The 16,280-nt window shown below is 72.3% G+C and carries 11 protein-coding genes and 1 pseudogene; 10 read left to right on the top strand and 2 right to left on the bottom strand.

What is annotated here, in order from left to right:
* Positions 1 to 302: 302 nt before the first annotated feature.
* From I6J71_RS14470 to I6J71_RS14450, 5 genes and pseudogenes are all read left to right on the top strand, one after another.
* Positions 303 to 3,182, top strand: a complete 2,880-nt coding sequence (locus I6J71_RS14470; protein ID WP_204095188.1) for an alpha/beta fold hydrolase — start codon at positions 303 to 305, stop codon at positions 3,180 to 3,182.
* Positions 3,179 to 4,117: an ABC transporter permease gene (locus I6J71_RS14465; RefSeq protein WP_204095187.1), complete on the top strand. Its 939-nt coding sequence runs from the start codon at positions 3,179 to 3,181 to the stop codon at positions 4,115 to 4,117. The genes I6J71_RS14470 and I6J71_RS14465 overlap by 4 nt, the downstream gene beginning before the upstream one ends.
* Positions 4,118 to 4,174: 57 nt before the next feature.
* Positions 4,175 to 4,927 (top strand): enoyl-CoA hydratase/isomerase family protein, encoded by a 753-nt coding sequence (locus I6J71_RS14460; RefSeq protein ID WP_204095186.1) that lies wholly within the window; start codon positions 4,175 to 4,177, stop codon positions 4,925 to 4,927.
* Positions 4,928 to 5,029: 102 nt separating this feature from the next.
* Positions 5,030 to 6,433 (top strand): annotated as a pseudogene (locus I6J71_RS14455) (S28 family serine protease).
* A 307-nt stretch (positions 6,434 to 6,740) separates the two neighbouring features.
* Positions 6,741 to 7,130, top strand: coding sequence for a VOC family protein (locus I6J71_RS14450; RefSeq protein WP_204095185.1), 390 nt, complete (start codon positions 6,741 to 6,743; stop codon positions 7,128 to 7,130).
* A gap of 204 nt (positions 7,131 to 7,334) precedes the next feature.
* Here I6J71_RS14450 and I6J71_RS14445 read toward each other — a convergent pair whose 3' ends face one another.
* Both I6J71_RS14445 and uvrB read right to left on the bottom strand, forming a co-directional pair.
* Positions 7,335 to 7,697, bottom strand: a complete 363-nt coding sequence (locus tag I6J71_RS14445; protein ID WP_239154813.1) for an MmcQ/YjbR family DNA-binding protein — start codon at positions 7,695 to 7,697, stop codon at positions 7,335 to 7,337.
* Between the two features lie 934 nt (positions 7,698 to 8,631).
* A complete protein-coding gene (gene uvrB, locus I6J71_RS14440; RefSeq protein WP_304503274.1) occupies positions 8,632 to 10,791 on the bottom strand; it encodes an excinuclease ABC subunit UvrB in 2,160 nt (719 codons plus the stop codon).
* Between the two features lie 824 nt (positions 10,792 to 11,615).
* On the opposite strand from uvrB, the gene I6J71_RS14435 reads away from it, so the two are divergent.
* The 5 genes from I6J71_RS14435 to I6J71_RS14415 all read left to right on the top strand — a co-directional run bounded on the left by I6J71_RS14435 (position 11,616) and on the right by I6J71_RS14415 (position 16,259).
* Positions 11,616 to 12,134, top strand: coding sequence for a DUF402 domain-containing protein (locus I6J71_RS14435; protein WP_204095184.1), 519 nt, complete (start codon positions 11,616 to 11,618; stop codon positions 12,132 to 12,134).
* A gap of 134 nt (positions 12,135 to 12,268) precedes the next feature.
* Positions 12,269 to 13,174 (top strand): ABC transporter ATP-binding protein, encoded by a 906-nt coding sequence (locus tag I6J71_RS14430; RefSeq protein ID WP_204095183.1) that lies wholly within the window; start codon positions 12,269 to 12,271, stop codon positions 13,172 to 13,174.
* 24 nt (positions 13,175 to 13,198) lie between these two features.
* Positions 13,199 to 14,308 (top strand): ABC transporter permease, encoded by a 1,110-nt coding sequence (locus tag I6J71_RS14425; protein ID WP_204095182.1) that lies wholly within the window; start codon positions 13,199 to 13,201, stop codon positions 14,306 to 14,308.
* The gene (locus tag I6J71_RS14420) at positions 14,305 to 15,636 is read left to right on the top strand and encodes a sensor histidine kinase (protein WP_204095181.1); all 1,332 of its coding nucleotides are present in this window, start codon (positions 14,305 to 14,307) and stop codon (positions 15,634 to 15,636) included. The genes I6J71_RS14425 and I6J71_RS14420 overlap by 4 nt, the downstream gene beginning before the upstream one ends.
* Positions 15,633 to 16,259, top strand: coding sequence for a response regulator transcription factor (locus I6J71_RS14415; RefSeq protein WP_204095180.1), 627 nt, complete (start codon positions 15,633 to 15,635; stop codon positions 16,257 to 16,259). The genes I6J71_RS14420 and I6J71_RS14415 overlap by 4 nt, the downstream gene beginning before the upstream one ends.
* The last annotated feature ends 21 nt before the right edge of the window (positions 16,260 to 16,280 follow it).

Below are 16,280 nucleotides of genomic sequence, written 5' to 3'. Positions count from 1 at the left end.
CTCCGGATAGTGCGCAGCAGCAACTAACCGGAGGTCTCTTCCGCCGGTTTCGCAACCGGCCGACGGTGCCGGGGGCCAGGCCACCGTGCTGACGACACCGCCGCGGAGGAATACTCCCCTCACAGCGCGTCCAGTGTGCCGGTTACGCGGCGCGAGCGCCAGTGGGGGTTGCCCGCGTCACCGCACCGGCCGTGTTAACTGCGTCACCGTACGAGTCGATCACGCGTGTCCGGCTGAAAAGGATGTCTGATCCGTGTGAGCCCCGCGCGACGTTCTCAGGAAAGCTCCCATAACGTCAGCACGTGCCCCGCATCCCGTTCCCGCGCACGCGCGGTTCAAGGCTCACCGCGCTGGCCGCGGTCGTGGTGGTCGTCGCCGCGGCCGTGGCCGTCTGGACCACGCGCGGCTCGGACCCCGCGCCGGTCCGGACCCAGGACGCCTTCCTCGCCGTGCCGGCTGCGCCCGGCTCGGCCGGCCAGGTCCGCATCGACACCACCACCTACTACCCCGAGAAAACGCCCGCCCCCGCTGTGCTGCTGGCCCACGGGTTCGGCGGCGACAAGTCCAGCGTGGACCCCCAGGCGCGCGAACTCGCCGAGCGCGGGTTCGTGGTGCTGACCTGGTCGGCGCGTGGCTTCGGCCGCAGCGGCGGCAAGATCGGGCTCAACGACCCCGACGCCGAGGTCGCCGACGCGAGCCGGCTGATCGACCACCTGCTCGCGAGCCACGACGTCGCCACGCGCGCCGACGGCGCCCCGGAGCTCGCCGTGACCGGCGCGTCCTACGGCGGTGCGCTGTCGCTGCTGCTCGCGGGCACCGACAAGCGCGTGGCCGCCGTCGCGCCGGTGATTACGTACAACGACCTGGCGCAGGGACTGATCCCCAACGCCGGCGCGACCACCCCGCCCGCTGCGAAGACCCCGGCGGCGGGCGAGTTCGCGCCCGACGGGGTGTTCAAGAAGAGCTGGGCGGGCATCTTCTTCTCCGCCGGTTCGGGTGCGTCCGCGGCCGGCTCGCCGTCGGCTGAAGCACCGGAGGCCGGGCAGGAGACCGGCGACAACGGCGGTTCGGTCGGCGGTACGGGCGCCGGCGCGGGCGGGGGCACCGAGACCCAGGCGACCGCCCCGCAGCAGCGCCCGGCGCAGCTGCCGGCCGCGGACCCGTGCGGCCGCTTCACCGCGCAGGTCTGCCAGGCCTACACGGAACTGGCCACCACCGGGAAGGTCAGCGCGCAGACCGTCGCGCTGCTGAAGCGTGTTTCCCCGGCGTCGGTGACGAGCAAGATTACCGTGCCGACGCTGCTCGTGCAGGGTGAGAGCGACACGCTGTTCGGCCTCGACCAGTCCGACGCCACCGCGCGGCAGATCAGCGCGGCGGGCGGCAAAGTGCGCACGATCTGGTACACCGGCGGCCACGACGGCGGCACCCCGGGCCCGCAGCTGCGCACCAAGATCGCCGACTTCCTGTGGTCCGCCGTGACCGGCGACGGCGATCCGGGCACCGGCTTCAGCTACGACGTGCAGGGCACCCTGCGGGCCAACGGCGCGCCGTCCGTGCGCACGGTCAGCACCGACGCCTACCCCGGCCTCTCCGGTGCCGGGACCGAGCGGCGCCAGGTCGCATTGCAGGGCCCGCCGCAGCCGGCGGTGCGGCCCGCCGGCGCAAACCCCGCGGCCGTGAGCGGCCTCCCCGGGCTCAACGGGGTCGCGGCCGGCTCGTCGCGGCTCGCGCCGCTGTTCAGCACCGATCCGCCGGGGCAGTCGGCGCAGTTCCGCACTGCGCCGTTCGACAGCCAGTTGCTCATCGCCGGCTCCAGCACCGTGCACCTGCAGGTCGCGGCCGATCCCGCGCACCCGCTGCCGGACGCCGTGCTCTTCGCGAAGCTCTACGACGTGGGCCCCGACGGCACGCGCGTGCTGCCGGCCAACGCCGTCGCCCCGTTCCGCGTCGAAAACCTGCCCGCGAACGGCACCCCGGTCGACGTGACGGTGACGCTGCCGGGCATCGTGCGGCCGATCGAGGCCGGCCACTCGCTGCGCCTCGTCGTGGGCACTACCGACCAGTCCTTCTCGACGCCGACCGCGCCGGGCGTGTTCCGCATCGGCCTGGTGTCCGGTTCATCGCTCGCCGTGCCGATCGTGCCCGGGACCTCGGTCGGCACGCCGGCGCCGGTCGGCCGGCTGGTCGGCATCGGCGTGACGCTGCTCGTCGGCATCGCCGCGCTGGCCGTCGCCGCGATCCGCCGGCGCCGGGCGCACGACGTCGACCCCGAGCTGGCGGACACCCCGCTCGTGATCAAGGGGCTGCGCAAGCAGTACGCGGGTGGGTTCGTTGCGGTGAAGGACCTGTCCTTCCACGTGGAACCGGGCCAGGTGCTGGGTCTGCTCGGGCCCAACGGCGCCGGCAAGACGACCACGCTGCGCATGTTGATGGGCCTGATCACGCCGACCGCGGGCGAGATCCGCGTGTTCGGCCACCGGATCGCGCCGGGCGCGCCCGTGCTGTCGCGCATCGGGTCGTTCGTCGAGGGGTCCGGGTTCTTGCCGCACCTGTCGGGCAAGGCGAACCTCGAGCTGTACTGGGCTTCCACCGGGCGGCCGGTCGAGAAGGCGCACTTCACGGAGGCGCTGGAGATCGCGGGCCTCGGCGACGCGGTGAACCGGCGCGTGAAGACCTACAGCCAGGGCATGCGACAGCGGCTCGCGATCGCGCAGGCGATGCTCGGGCTGCCCGAGCTGATGGTGCTCGACGAACCGACCAACGGGCTCGACCCGCCCCAGATCCACCAGATGCGCGAGGTCCTGCAGCGCTACGCCGCCACCGGGCGCACCGTCGTCGTCTCGAGCCACCTGCTGGCCGAGGTCGAGCAGACCTGTTCGCACGTCGTGGTGATGCACCGCGGCACGCTCGTGGCCTCCGGCGAGGTCAGCGAGCTGGCGGCCTCGAGCGGCGAGGCCACATTCCGCGTCGGCGACCCGGCGGCGGCCGCGGCGGCGCTCAAGGGCGTCGGCGGCGTCACGCACGTCGACGTGGAAGGCGACCTCGTGCACGCGAACCTCGACGGGCTGCCGCGCGCCGAGGCGGTGGCGGCGCTCGTGCGCGCGGGCGTCGCGGTGGAGCAGGCCGGGCCGCGGCGCCGGCTCGAAGACGCGTTCCTGCAGCTGGTCGGAGAGGACTCATGAACGAGGCCAACGGTTCCGGCGGGGTCCACACCGACCCTGCCGCCCTGCGGGAGCTGAGCGAACTGGCCACGGCCGAGCGGGCCGAGGTGGGCCCGGACGGCGCCGTCGCCGGCTACCGCGCCGAGCGCACGCTGCGCCTCGGCGTGGAGCTGAAGCGGCAGTTCAAACGCCGCCGCACGCAGCTCGTGCTCGGGTTCGTGGCGATCCTGCCGTTCATCCTCGTGGTGGCGTTCGAGATCGGGCAGTCGAACCCCAACCGGCGCTCTGGCGGGTTCGTGGACCTGGCGACGGCGAGCGCGCCCAACTTCGTGGTGCTCGCGCTGTTCGTGTCCGGCACGTTCCTGCTGCCGATGATCGTGGCGTTGTTCTTCGGCGACACGATCGCCAGCGAGTCGTCGTGGTCGAGCCTGAAGTACCTCCTGGCGATCCCGGTGCCGCGGCACCGGCTGCTGCGGCAGAAGGCGATCGTGTCGGGCCTGCTGTCCGCCGCGGCGCTCGTGCTGCTGCCGCTCGTGTCGCTGCTGGTGGGGGTGATCTGGTACGGCGCGGGCGACGCGATCAGCCCCACGGGCGACGCGGTGTCCTTCGGCGACAGCATGATCGCGCTCCTGCTGTCCACTGTGTACATCATCGTGCAGCTGGCGTGGGTGGCCGGGCTGGCGCTGCTGCTGAGCGTGTCGACCGACGCTCCGCTGGGCGCGGTCGGCGGCACGGTGCTGGTGGCGATCCTGTCGCAGATCCTCGACCAGATCACCGCGCTCGAGGGCCTGCGCAACTACCTGCCCACGCACTTCTCGTTCGCCTGGATCGACCTGATCTCCACTGACATCGACTGGTCGGACATGGCGAGCGGGGTGCTCTCGTCGCTCATCTACACCACGGTGTTCCTGCTGCTGGCCGGGCGCCGCTTCGCGACGAAGGACATCACGAGCTGACCTGCGCGTCCGGCCTCCGCCCGCGAGGACGGCCGGACGGCGGTAACGTCTCGTCGCGTGACGACCCACCTCGCATTCGACGGCGACGTCGCCGTGCTGACGCTCGAGCACGGCCGCGGCAACGCCCTCGACACCGCCACCTGCCGGGAGCTCGTGTACCAGCTCGAAGAGGCGGCCGAGAACGCGAAGGCCGCCGTGCTCACCGGATCGGGCACGCTGTTCTGCGCGGGCGTCGACCTGCTGAGCATCGACGCCGGCGGCGCGAGTTACGTCAGCGAGTTCCTGCCCGCGCTGTCCGACGCGTTCCTCGCGCTCTTCGGCTTCCCCCGGCCGCTCGTGGCGGCGGTCAACGGGCACGCGATCGCGGGCGGGCTGGTGCTCGCCGCGGCGTGCGACCACCGCGTCGCGGCCGCGGGCGAGGGCCGGATCGGCGTGCCGGAGCTGCTCGTCGGTGTCCCGTTCCCGCTGGCAGCGCTGGAAATCCTGCGCTGCGCGTACGGCACGACGCCGCTGCCGGCGCTGATCTACAGCGGCGCCACGCTGACCGTCGACGACGCACAGGCCCGTGGGCTGGTCGACGAGGTGGCGGCCCCCGCCGACGTGCTCGGGCGCGCCCGCGAGCTCGCCGCGCGCCTCGGTGAACTGCCGGCCGAGGCGTTCGCGCACACGAAGGCGCAGCTGCGCCAGCCCTACCACGAGCGGATCGCCGAGAACCGCGCCGCCGACGACGGCCACGTCGAGCGGATGTGGCGCTCCGACGCGACGCTGGCGACCATCAAGTCCTATGTGGACCGTGTGCTCAAGCCCTGAGTCCCTCCGTAAGTCGGCGCCCGACCGGATGGCGTGCCTTGCCGAGCCCGGCCGGGTCTGTGAAGATCCGGAAGTTGATCTCGGGCCGTCGAGGGGAACCACGTGCGCAGGCTGCTCACCGTCTTGTCCGCGGCCGTAGTGACGGTCGTGAGCGTCGCGCCCGTCGCGAGCGCGGCCGGGCCGGATGACATCACCGGCGCGCTGGCGTCGATCCCGGGCCTGACGGTCGTGAAGGAGGACGCGGCGCCCGCGGGGTACCGGTTCTTCGAGCTGGCGTTCACGCAGCCGGTCGACCACCGCCGCCCGGGCGGGCGGACGTTCCAGCAGCGGTTCACCCTGCTGCACCGCGATTTCGCCGCGCCGACCGTCGCGTTCACCAGCGGCTACAACGTATCGCTGTCGCCGAACCGCTCGGAGCCGACGCGGATCGTCGACGGCAACCAGCTGTCGATGGAGTACCGGTACTTCACGCCGTCGCGGCCGGAGCCGGAGAACTGGGCGCGCGATCTCACGATATGGCAGGCGGCGGCCGACGAGCACGACGCCGTTGAGGCGTTCAAGAAGATCTACCCCGGGAAGTGGCTCGCGACGGGCGCCAGCAAGGGCGGGATGACCGCGACGTAGTTCCGGCGCTTCTTCCCGGACGACGTCGACGGCACGATCCCGTACGTCGCGCCCAATGACGTGATCGACCCGGTCGACCGCTACAACCGCTTCCTCGCGAACGTCGGCGACCCCGCGTGCCGCGCTTCACTGAAGGCGTTGCAGCGCGACGCGTTGAAGCGACGCGACGAGCTCGGTGCGCTGGCGGCGGACGACGCCAAGCGCAAGGGGTACACGTTCACCACGGTCGGCTCGATCGACGAGTCGCTGGAGATCGCGGTGATCGACTCGTACTTCGCGTTCTGGCAGTACCAGCCGGCGTCGGCCTGCGCGTCGATCCCGCCCGCCGGTGCACCGGCGGCGGACGTGTGGGCGTGGTTCGAGCAGGTCGAGAGCCTGAACACCTACTCCGACCAGGAGCTCGAGGGCTTCGTGCCGTACTACTACCAGGCGGCCGCGCAGCTGGGTTCGCCCGAGGCGTACGACAGCTACCTGCGCGACCTGCTGCGCTACCCGGGCGCGGACGTGCCGCAGACGTTCGTGCCGGCGTCGGTGCGCATCCCGCGGTTCGACTTCCTCGCGATGCCGGACATCGACTTCTGGGTCCGCACGCAGGGCCGGCAGCTGCTGTTCGTCTACGGGTCCGACGACCCGTGGGGCGCGGAACCGTTCGAGCTCGGCTTCGGCTCGAAGGACTCCTACCGCTACTTCGTCCCGGGCGGCAACCACGGCGCGACCATCACCCAGCTGCCGGCCGCGCAGGCCGCCGAAGCGACGGCGACCATCCGGCGGTGGGCGGGGCTGCCCGCTTCGCCGGCGCGCTCTCTCGCCGCCCCGGCCGCGCCGGGCGGCTTCCCGGCCTTCGACGCGGACCCCCTCATGACAGACCGCCCGCGACTGTAGGTCCTTTGTTGATCTTCGGCGTCCGATGGGCAGGCCGCACGCGGACCGCTGAGCGCGTGGCCGCGGCCGCGAACGGCGCGGCCGCCGCGCCGGCGCCGGCTTGGCCGCCCTCGGGCCGCTCGCCGTAGAGCCCGGTCGCGATCCGCCCACGGCCATCGGGCCGGCCCGGTGGCCGTGGGCCCTGCTCGCCGGAGGGCACGAGTACGCGATCGCCGCGCCGCGCCGGGCAGCGGCTCGGGTGACCTCGGGGGGCGGTGCGGGGCGTAGTCTCGGCTCGCCCTTGTCGGTCCGGTCTGAGGAGGCAGCCATGCCCCGGCCCGTCCACTTCGAGATCCACGCCGGCGACCCCGCGCGGGCCGTCGCGTTCTACACCGCCGTGTTCGGCTGGAAGATCGAGCAGTGGGGCGACATCCCCTACTGGGTCGTCGACACCGGCGACGGCGACGGCATCGACGGTGGCCTCCTTCCCCGCCGCGGCCCGGCCCCCGCCGAAGATGCCCCCGTGCACGGCTTCGTCAACACGATCGCCGTCGACGACGTCGACGCGACCATCGACGCCGTCGCCAAAGCCGGTGGCACCATGGCGCTGGCGAAGGACTCTGTGCCGGGTGTCGGCTGGCTCGCGTACTGCAAGGACACCGACGGCAACATCTTCGGCGTCCTCCAGCCGGACGAGAACGCCCCCGCCCCCAGCTGATCCGCGCGGTTCGCACCCGACCCGCCGCGACCTGTCCCTCACCACCGGCGGCGGCCACAGCCCCCGAGCACCGGACGGACGTGTCTCTGCGGCCGACTGCCGGCAGCGGTCCAGGCCGAGGCCACTCGCGCCACTCAGCCACCCCCATCCGGGTGCGACAGCAGGCCTCAACCGCGAACGCCGGGCGCTGGCGCGCGGGTCGGGTCAGGGACGCCGGACGTGGGGAACTTTCGCGAGCACGGCGTCGTATGAGGCGTCGACCAGTTCGAGGAGCTCGGGCGCGGGCACGGCGGCGCTCGCGGGCGCCCCGAGATCGATGCTGTTCCAGCCGTAGCGCCCGAGGTAGTCCATGACCGTCACGGACTCCGGGTACCGCCCACGCAGCTCGGCGGCTTCCTCGCGCGTGCCGCCGCACTTGAGCCCCACCGACCCGGGCCGCTCCAGGCCCAGGAAAGCGAACGCCTTCCCCGCCACCTTCGCGACGAGCACTTGCTCACCGAACGGATACGTCTCCACCGCCCCGGGCTTGTCCAGGCAGTGGGCGATCACGTCGTCCAACCGCGCCACCGGCTCACCTCCGCTCCACACCGCCAACGGGCTACATCCAGCCGCGCCGCCGGCCTGCCGGCCGAATCCACCGCTGCCCCACCACCGGCAGCCGAACACCTCTCGCCTCAGCGCCCGGCCCACCTCGACGCCTGCGGCCGGCCTCACCCAGGTCCGCTCCACTGGCCACCGCTGAGCCCGGCTCCGCTCGACAGGCGGCAGAGCTCCGCTGCACCGCCGAGGCCCTCGCCGCCGCGACCCGGCTGGCCAAGCCAAGAACTCCAACCCGCGAGCTCTCCCCAGCCCCAGCCGGACCCTCGCCGCCGCGACCCGACCGACCAACCCGAGCAACCCAACCCGCGCACTCTCCCCGACCCCAGCCGGACCCTCACCACCACGACCCGACCAACCAAACCAAGCACCCCAGGCCGCGAAACCTCCCCGGCCCCAGCCGGACCCTCGCCGCCGCGAACGGGCCAACCCAACCAAGTGCCGCAACCCGCGAAACTTCCCCGGCTCCGACCGGGGCCTCGCCGTCGCGACCCGACCGACCCGAGCAACCCAACCCGCGCACTCTCCCCGGCTCCGGCCGGACCCCCGCCGCCGCGACCCGACTAACCAAACGCAGCAGAGCTCCGCGGCACCGCCAAGCCCCTCGCCGCCGCGACCCGGCTGGCCAAGCCAAGCACCCCAACCCGCGAAACCTCCTCGGCCCCGACCGGGGCCCTCGCCGCCGCGACCCGACCGACCAACCCGAGCAACCCAACCCGCGCACTCTCCCCGGCTCCGGCCGGACCCCGCCGCTGCGACCCGGCCGACCAAACCAAGCACCTCAGTCCGCGAACTCTCCCCCGGCCCCGGCCGGGTGCTCGCCGTCGCGGGCGCTCGCCGCGCGCTGCCCGCGTCCGCGACCGGCTCCCCCGCCGCGGCGGAGCGGCGAGGGAGCCCGCGAGCGTCAGCGGATGCCGGCCGCGTCCATGCCGCGCAGTTCCTTCTTGAGGTCCGCCACCTCGTCGCGGAGGCGGGCCGCCAGTTCGAACTGCAGGTCTCGGGCGGCTTGCATCATCTGGTCGGTCATCTGCTGGATGAGGTCGGCCAGCTCGGCGCGCGGCATCGCCGACACGTCCTTGTCGACGAGCATGCCGGAGCTGCGGACGCGGTCGCCCTGTTCCGGTTTCTTGCCGCGGGACGAGTTGCGGCCCGAGCCGCCCACGGCGACGGACTCCGCGGAGTCGTCGGCTTCGCTGTAGACGCGGTCGAGGATGTCGGCGATCTTCTTGCGCAGCGGCTGCGGGTCGACGCCGCGCTCCTCGTTGTACGCGATCTGCTTGGCGCGACGGCGATCCGTCTCGTCGATGGCGTGCTGCATCGACTCGGTGATCTTGTCCGCGTACATGTGGACCTCACCGGACACGTTGCGCGCCGCGCGGCCGATGGTCTGGATCAGCGACGTGCCGCTGCGCAGGAACCCTTCCTTGTCCGCGTCGAGGATCGCCACCAGCGACACCTCGGGCAGGTCGAGCCCCTCGCGCAGCAGGTTGATGCCGACCAGCACGTCGAAGTCACCCGCCCGCAGCTGCCGCAGCAACTCCACGCGGCGCAGCGTGTCGACCTCGGAGTGCAGGTACCGCACGCGGATGCCCAGCTCCAGCAGGTAGTCGGTGAGGTCCTCTGCCATCTTCTTGGTGAGCGTGGTGACCAGCACGCGCTCGTCCTTCTCGGCCCGCTCGCGGATCTCGTGCACCAGGTCGTCGATCTGGCCCTCGGTGGGCTTCACGACCACCTTCGGGTCGACCAGGCCGGTCGGCCGGATGACCTGCTCCACGAACTCGCCGCCGGTCTGCCCCATCTCGTACGGGCCCGGCGTTGCCGACAGGTACACCGTCTGCCCGATGCGGTCGGAGAACTCCTCCCACGTGAGCGGCCGGTTGTCGACCGCGCTCGGCAGGCGGAAGCCGTAGTCGACGAGGTTGCGCTTGCGCGACATGTCACCCTCGAACATGCCGCCGATCTGCGGCACCGTCTGGTGCGACTCGTCGATGACGAGCAGGAAGTCGTCCGGGAAGTAGTCGATCAGCGTCGCCGGCGCGGACCCGGCCTCGCGGCCGTCGATGTGGCGCGAGTAGTTCTCGATGCCGGAGCAGAATCCGACCTGGCGCATCATCTCGATGTCGTAGGCGGTGCGCATGCGCAGCCGCTGCGCTTCGAGCAGCTTGCCCTGCTTCTCCAGGTCGGCGAGGCGCTCTTCGAGTTCCTCCTCGATGCCCTTGATCGCCTTCTCCATGCGTTCCGGCCCCGCGACGTAGTGCGTGGCCGGGAAGATCCGCACCTCGTCGACCTCGCGCACGATGTCGCCGGTGAGCGGGTGCAGGTAGTACAGCTTGTCGATCTCGTCGCCGAAGAACTCGACGCGGATCGCCAGCTCCTCGTACGCCGGGATGATCTCGACCGTGTCGCCGCGCACGCGGAACGTGCCACGCGCGAACGCGATGTCGTTGCGCGTGTACTGCACGTCGACCAGCGCCCGCAGCAGCACGTCGCGGTCGACCGTGCCGCCGACCTCCAGCTTCGTGGAGCGGTCGAGGTAGGACTGCGGCGTACCGAGGCCGTAGATGCAGGACACGCTGGCCACCACGATCACGTCGCGGCGCGAGAGCAGGTTCATCGTGGCCGAGTGGCGCAGCCGCTCGACGTCGTCGTTGATCGACGAGTCCTTCTCGATGTAGGTGTCCGTCTGCGCGATGTACGCCTCGGGCTGGTAATAGTCGTAATAGCTGACGAAGTACTCGACAGCGTTGTTCGGGAACAGCTCGCGCAGCTCATTGGCGAGCTGCGCGGCCAGCGTCTTGTTCGGCGCCATGACCAGCGTGGGCCGCTGCACGCGCTCGATCAGCCACGCGGTGGTGGCCGACTTGCCCGTGCCCGTGGCGCCCAGCAGCACGACGTCCTTCTCGCCCGCCTTGATGCGGCGTTCGAGGTCGTCGATGGCCGCCGGCTGGTCACCGGCGGGCTGGTACTCGCTGACCACTTCGAACCGGCCGCCGGTGCGGGGCACCTCGGAGACGGGCCGGAAGTCGGACTGCGCGAGGACGGGGTGTTCGGTTGCGAAAGCCACGTCCTCCAGAGTAGGCCGACCCCCCGACAGTTTTCAGCTACGTCTCCGCTGACCTGCGCGGGAGCGGTTCGGCAGCCGTCGCGGCGCACGCCGGGCCCGCACTTCTTCCCGAACGCCCGCCCTCCGTGAGCGGCGCGACGGTCCCGGGGCGGCTCCGCGAGCACGGCTGTCTGCGCGAACGCCGCCGGCGCCGCCGGCTCGGCCCGCTCGCTCACCACCAGCACGGAAACCCCGGGGCCCCACCGCCTCCTCCAGCGCGCTCTGCCGCGCGACCGCGGCCACCAGCACCGCGCTGTCGAACCCGTCTGCGTACCCCGCCGCGCCCACCGCGCCACGACCCGCCCGGGCGGTCGAGGCGACGGGCTCCCGGCCGAATGCGCCGTCGCCGTCGGCCACGTGGTCGGTGACCTTCGCCGAGGCGAGCAGGAGCGACACCGCCGCCGCGAGCCGCGTACGGCCCCGCGGCTCGTCGCCGGCCCGGAACCGGGGACTGCGCCCCCACGAGCGCGGACACGACCAGCCCGTCGTGGTTCGTGACGACGCGCGCGAGCGGCCCGTGCTCGTCGCGCAACGCCAGGCACAGCCCACACAGGTGCGCCGGCCAGCCGGTGCGCGGGCGCGCGGACAGCCGGTGCCGGCACGGCCGGAGGATCCCGAACATCGTGTCCCTCAAGACGGTTTCGAACCCGGCGAGCCGTAACGGGCCCTTCCGGCGCACGGGACGCACGTGCCAGACCCGTGACGATTTCGGCAACCGGGTGGATTTCGCCGACACGGACCGCGAACACTCTCCCGCGCCGCGGCCCGCCCGGCAGGATGGGCGGATGACCGACGTGCACCCGCCGAAGGTGGAGAGCTTCGACCCGGCCGCCGGCGTCAACGTGGACAACAAGGGCGTCGTGCGGCAGGTGGAAGAGTTCCGCCAGGAGCCGTTCGGCCTCTACCTCGCGCGGCCGACCCCCGGGCGCGAGCAGTTCCACTACCTCGAGTCGTGGCTGCTGCCGGACCTCGGACTGCGCATCACCGACTTCTGGTTCACCCCCGGCCACGAACGCGACCAGGACTTCTACCTCGACGTGGTCCGCGTGCGCCGCGAAGGCTCCCGCTGGTTCGCCACCGACCTCTACCTCGACCTCGTGCTCAAGGACAAGTTCTCCGTGCGCCTGATCGACATCGACGAGCTGCTGGCCGCCGTCGCGGCCGGGCTGCTGCCCCCCGCCGAAGGCACGTACGCGCTGGAAACCGCCTACGCCACCGTGGACGGCCTGTCCGCCCACGGCTACGACCTCACCGCTTGGCTGTCCACAAAGGACATCACCGTGACCTGGCGCCGCCGCCGGTAACCATCCACCGATCGGTGGATGCCCGCCGCCTCCTGGTGGATGGCGGGTGTGGCCGTTCCGGCGATCCGCCGCACCCCCTGCGCACGGAACTCTCGTTCACGACGAAACGTGGTGATCGAGAGGGGACGGCGGCCATGCCGGTGATCGAGGTCCAGCACCTCCACAAGACCTACGGCGAGAAAGTGGCGGTGGACGACGTGTCGTTCACCGTGGAGCGGGGCGAGATCTTCGGGATCGTCGGCCCGAACGGCGCGGGCAAGACGACGACGGTCGAGTGCGTCGAGGGCCTGCGGGTGCCCGACGCCGGCACGTGCTCGGTGCTCGGGCTCGACTCGCGCCGCGACCGCGCCGAGCTGCGCCAGCGCGTGGGTGTGCAGCTGCAGGAGAGCCGGCTGCCCGACCGGCTGCGAGTGGGCGAGGCGCTTGAGCTGTACTCGTCCTTCTACCGCAAGCCCGCGGACCCCGAGCGGCTGCTCGGCCTGCTGGGGCTCACGGACCAGCGTGCGACGCCGTACAACAAGCTGTCGGGGGGCCGGCAGCAGCGCCTGTCGATCGCGCTCGCGCTCGTCGGCAGCCCCGAGGTCGCGGTGCTCGACGAGCTCACCACGGGCTTGGACCCGCAGGCCCGCCGCGATACCTGGGACCTCGTCGAGGCCGTGCGCGCGGAAGGCGTGACGGTCGTGCTGGTCACGCACTTCATGGAGGAAGCCGAGCGGCTCTGCGACCGGATCGCCGTGATCGACGCGGGGCGCGTCGCGGCCGTCGACACGCCCGCGGGCCTGGTCCGCCGGATCGGCGCCGAGCAGCGCATCCGGTTCCGCCCCTCGGCGCCGGTCGATCTCGGCGAGCTCTCGGGCCTGCCCGACGTGCTCGAGGTCGAGCGCCACGGCTCCCAGCTCGTGGTGACGGGCCGCGGCGCCGCGCTGCAGACCGTCACGTCGTTCCTCGCCCGCCGCCAGGTCATCGCCGGGGACCTGCGGGTGGACCAAGCCGGCCTCGACGATGCGTTCGTCGCGCTGACCGGCAAGAAGATGGGCTGAAGGGGCAAGGAAATGCTGGGGAAGATGACCGCCGTCGAGGCGAAGCTGTTCCTGCGCGACCCGGGTGCGCCCATCACGGCGCTCGGCATCCCGCTCGCGCTCGTGCTCGTGTTCGGCCTGATGCCGGGCACGAACCAGCCGAGCGCCGAACTCGGCGGGCACGCCGCGCTGCCGACGCTGATCGCGCCGATGGCGGTGGCGATCCTGATCGGGATGCTCGCGGTGATGCTGTTCCCGGCCGCCGTGGCCACCTACCGCGAGAAGGGTGTGCTCAAGCGCCTGTCGGCGAGCCCCGTGCCGCCCGGCCGGCTGCTGGCCGCGCAGCTGCTGGTGAACCTGGCCGCCGTCGCGGTCGCGATCCTGCTCGTCGTGGGGGCGGGCAGGATCGCGCTGGGCATGGCGCTGCCGGTGAACCTCGGCTGGTTCGCGGCCGTGGTGCTGCTCGGCGCGCTCGCGCTGTTCTCGGTCGGTGCGCTGAGGACGGCGGTCGGCGTCGTCGCGCTGTTCCTCGTGGCCAACGGCCGGTTCTACTACGCCGCCGGGACGTTCCCGATCCTGTGGGCCGCCGCGGCCGTGCACCTGCAGGACCGGCGGCCCGCGCTGTGGTGGCGGTGGGTGCCCACGTGGCCGGTGTTCGTCCTGTCGGCGCTGTACAGCCTGCCCTACGCGCTACCCGTGTGGCCCGTGCAGTGGCTCGTCGAGCACCCCGAAGCCCCGCATCCGGCGTACGCCACCGAAGAGGTCGGCTGGCCGGACCTCGCGGAGGCCGTCGCCGGGGTCTACCGGCTGCTGCCACCCGGAGAACGCACCCGCACCGCGCTCGTCACGGCCGGCTACTGGGCCGGCGGCGCGCTCGACCGCTACGGCCCGGAGTTCGGCCTGCCGGAGGCCTACAGCGGCAGCCGCGGCCTCTGGTACTTCGGCCGGCCGCCCGATTCCGCCGACGCGGTGCTCTTCGTGGGGGCGGATCCGGCGAAACTGACGCCGCACTTCCGTTCCGCGCGGATCATCGGCAGGGTGGAAAACCACCTGCGTGTGCCCAACGCGAGCGAGCACCTGCCGATCTGGCTGCTCACCGGCCGCACCCAAAGCTGGTCGGTGCTCTGGCCGCAGCAGAAGGACCTGAAGGCATGAGACTGGGCGCCCCGCGGGACGTGAAGGTGGACTGGCGGGGCTCGCTGCTGCCACCCGTGGCGAAGCGGCACGCGGATCCGCCCCCGCGGTGGCACTGGTGGTTCTCGCGCGCGGAAACGACGGTGCCGTACGTGCTGCTGGCCGTTCCCACCCTGCTGAGCGCGCTGCGCGCGGACCAGACGACCGCGCACCGGCTCACCACGCTCGCGATCGCGGCGGGCGCCGCGGGGTGGCTCGTGCTGACCACCCTCGTGCCGAGCGCGCGGGTGCGCGAGCACGGTGCGTTCGCCGCGCTCACCTTCGCCGGGATCGTGAGCTTCGGCTCGGTGCTCGAGGCCAGGGAGACCTACTTCCTGATCTTCATGGTGCACGGGTTCTTCGCGGCCATGCGGATGCGCCCGGTGGCGGCGGCGATCCTCGGCGTGGCCATCACGTCGCTGCTGATCAACACCGTCGCGAACGGCGGGCCGATCCACGCACTCGCCACAGCGCCGGCGATCTGGGTGACGCTCGTGGTCGTGCAGACCGCCGGGATCGGTGGCGGCGGCGCGGTGTTCGCGGCCGTCGGGCGCGAGAGCGCCGAACGCAAGCGCATGCTCGACCAGCTCGCCGCCGCGGAGGCCGAGAACCGCGGCCTGCAGCGGCAGCTGCTCACCCAGGCGCGGGAAGCCGGCGTGCTCGACGAACGGCAGCGGCTGAGCGAGGAAATCCACGACACGCTCGCGCAGGGCTTCACCGGCATCATCACCCAGCTCGAAGCGGCGGCGCAGGCGCAGGACGACCCAGCCGAGTGGCGGCGGCACCTCGACACCGCCACCGCGCTCGCGCGCGAGAACCTCACGGCCGCACGGCGGTCGGTCCACGCGTTGCGCCCGGAACCGCTCGAAGCCGCGACGCTGCCCGACGCGCTCGCCGAGGTCGCGCGGCTGTGGAGCGAACGCACCGGCGTGCCGGCCGGGTTCACGGCCACCGGCACGCCGGTGCCCCTGCACCCCGAGCTCGAGGCGACGCTGCTGCGGATCACCCAGGAAGCACTGTCCAATGTGGCCAAACATGCGCGGGCCGGACGGGCCGGGCTCACGTTGTCGTACATGGGCGACGAGGTCTCGCTCGACGTGCGCGACGACGGCGTCGGGTTCGGCCCCGACGACCCCGCGCCGGGCGAAGGCGGCTTCGGGCTGCCGGGCATGCGCAGCCGTGTGCAGCGGCTCGCGGGCACGCTGCACGTGGAGTCGGAACCCGGTGGCGGCACGGCGATCTCGGTGAACCTGCCCGCCGTCCCGGCTGCCACACTGGACGGGATCGAGAACGAGGGGGCGTCCGCATGACCGTCACGCTGCTCATCGCCGACGACCACCCCATCGTCCGCGACGGGCTGCGCGGCATCTTCACCGGCGAACACGGCTTCGAGGTACTCGGCGAAGCTGCGAACGGCGCCGAAGCGGTCACCCTCGCCGAGTCGCTCAGACCCGATGTGGTGCTGATGGACCTGCGCATGCCGGCCGCCGACGGTGTCAGCGCCATCACCGAGCTCGCGCGCCTCGGTAACCCGGCCCGTGTGCTGGTGCTGACGACGTACGACACCGACTCCGACGTGCTGCCCGCCATCGAGGCCGGCGCCACCGGGTACCTGCTCAAGGACGCGCCGCGCGAAGAACTCTTCCGCGCCGTGCGCGCGGCGTCGCGCGGTGAGGCGGTGCTCTCCCCCGCCGTCGCGAGCCGGCTCATGGGGCAGATGCGCGCGCCGGCGAAGGAACCGTTGTCGCACCGGGAAATCGAGGTGCTCACGCTCGTCGCGCGCGGCTGCACGAACAAGGACGCCGCGAAGAAGCTCTTCATCAGCGAAGCGACGGTGAAGACGCACCTGATCCACGCGTACGCGAAGCTCGGCGTGAAGGACCGCGCCGCCGCGGTGGCCGTCGCCTTCGAACGGGGCCTGCTCGGTTCATGACGGTTGTGGTTGGCTGAGCGG

Source organism: Amycolatopsis sp. FDAARGOS 1241 (assembly GCF_016889705.1).
Taxonomy (GTDB): Bacteria; Actinomycetota; Actinomycetes; order Mycobacteriales; family Pseudonocardiaceae; genus Amycolatopsis.
The sequence above is the reverse complement of the archived record's forward strand: the minus strand, read 5'-3'. Positions and strand labels throughout refer to the sequence as shown.

Bases quoted from the DNA above. Each gene is read 5' to 3' on its own strand.
- I6J71_RS14420 (WP_204095181.1), top strand. From the start codon at position 14,305: ATGAGACTGGGCGCCCCGCGGGACGTGAAGGTGGACTGGCGGGGCTCG.
- I6J71_RS14465 (WP_204095187.1), top strand. From the start codon at position 3,179: ATGAACGAGGCCAACGGTTCCGGCGGGGTCCACACCGACCCTGCCGCC.
- I6J71_RS14450 (WP_204095185.1), top strand. From the start codon at position 6,741: ATGCCCCGGCCCGTCCACTTCGAGATCCACGCCGGCGACCCCGCGCGG.
- I6J71_RS14415 (WP_204095180.1), top strand. From the start codon at position 15,633: ATGACCGTCACGCTGCTCATCGCCGACGACCACCCCATCGTCCGCGAC.
- I6J71_RS14430 (WP_204095183.1), top strand. From the start codon at position 12,269: ATGCCGGTGATCGAGGTCCAGCACCTCCACAAGACCTACGGCGAGAAA.
- I6J71_RS14425 (WP_204095182.1), top strand. From the start codon at position 13,199: ATGACCGCCGTCGAGGCGAAGCTGTTCCTGCGCGACCCGGGTGCGCCC.
- I6J71_RS14435 (WP_204095184.1), top strand. From the start codon at position 11,616: ATGACCGACGTGCACCCGCCGAAGGTGGAGAGCTTCGACCCGGCCGCC.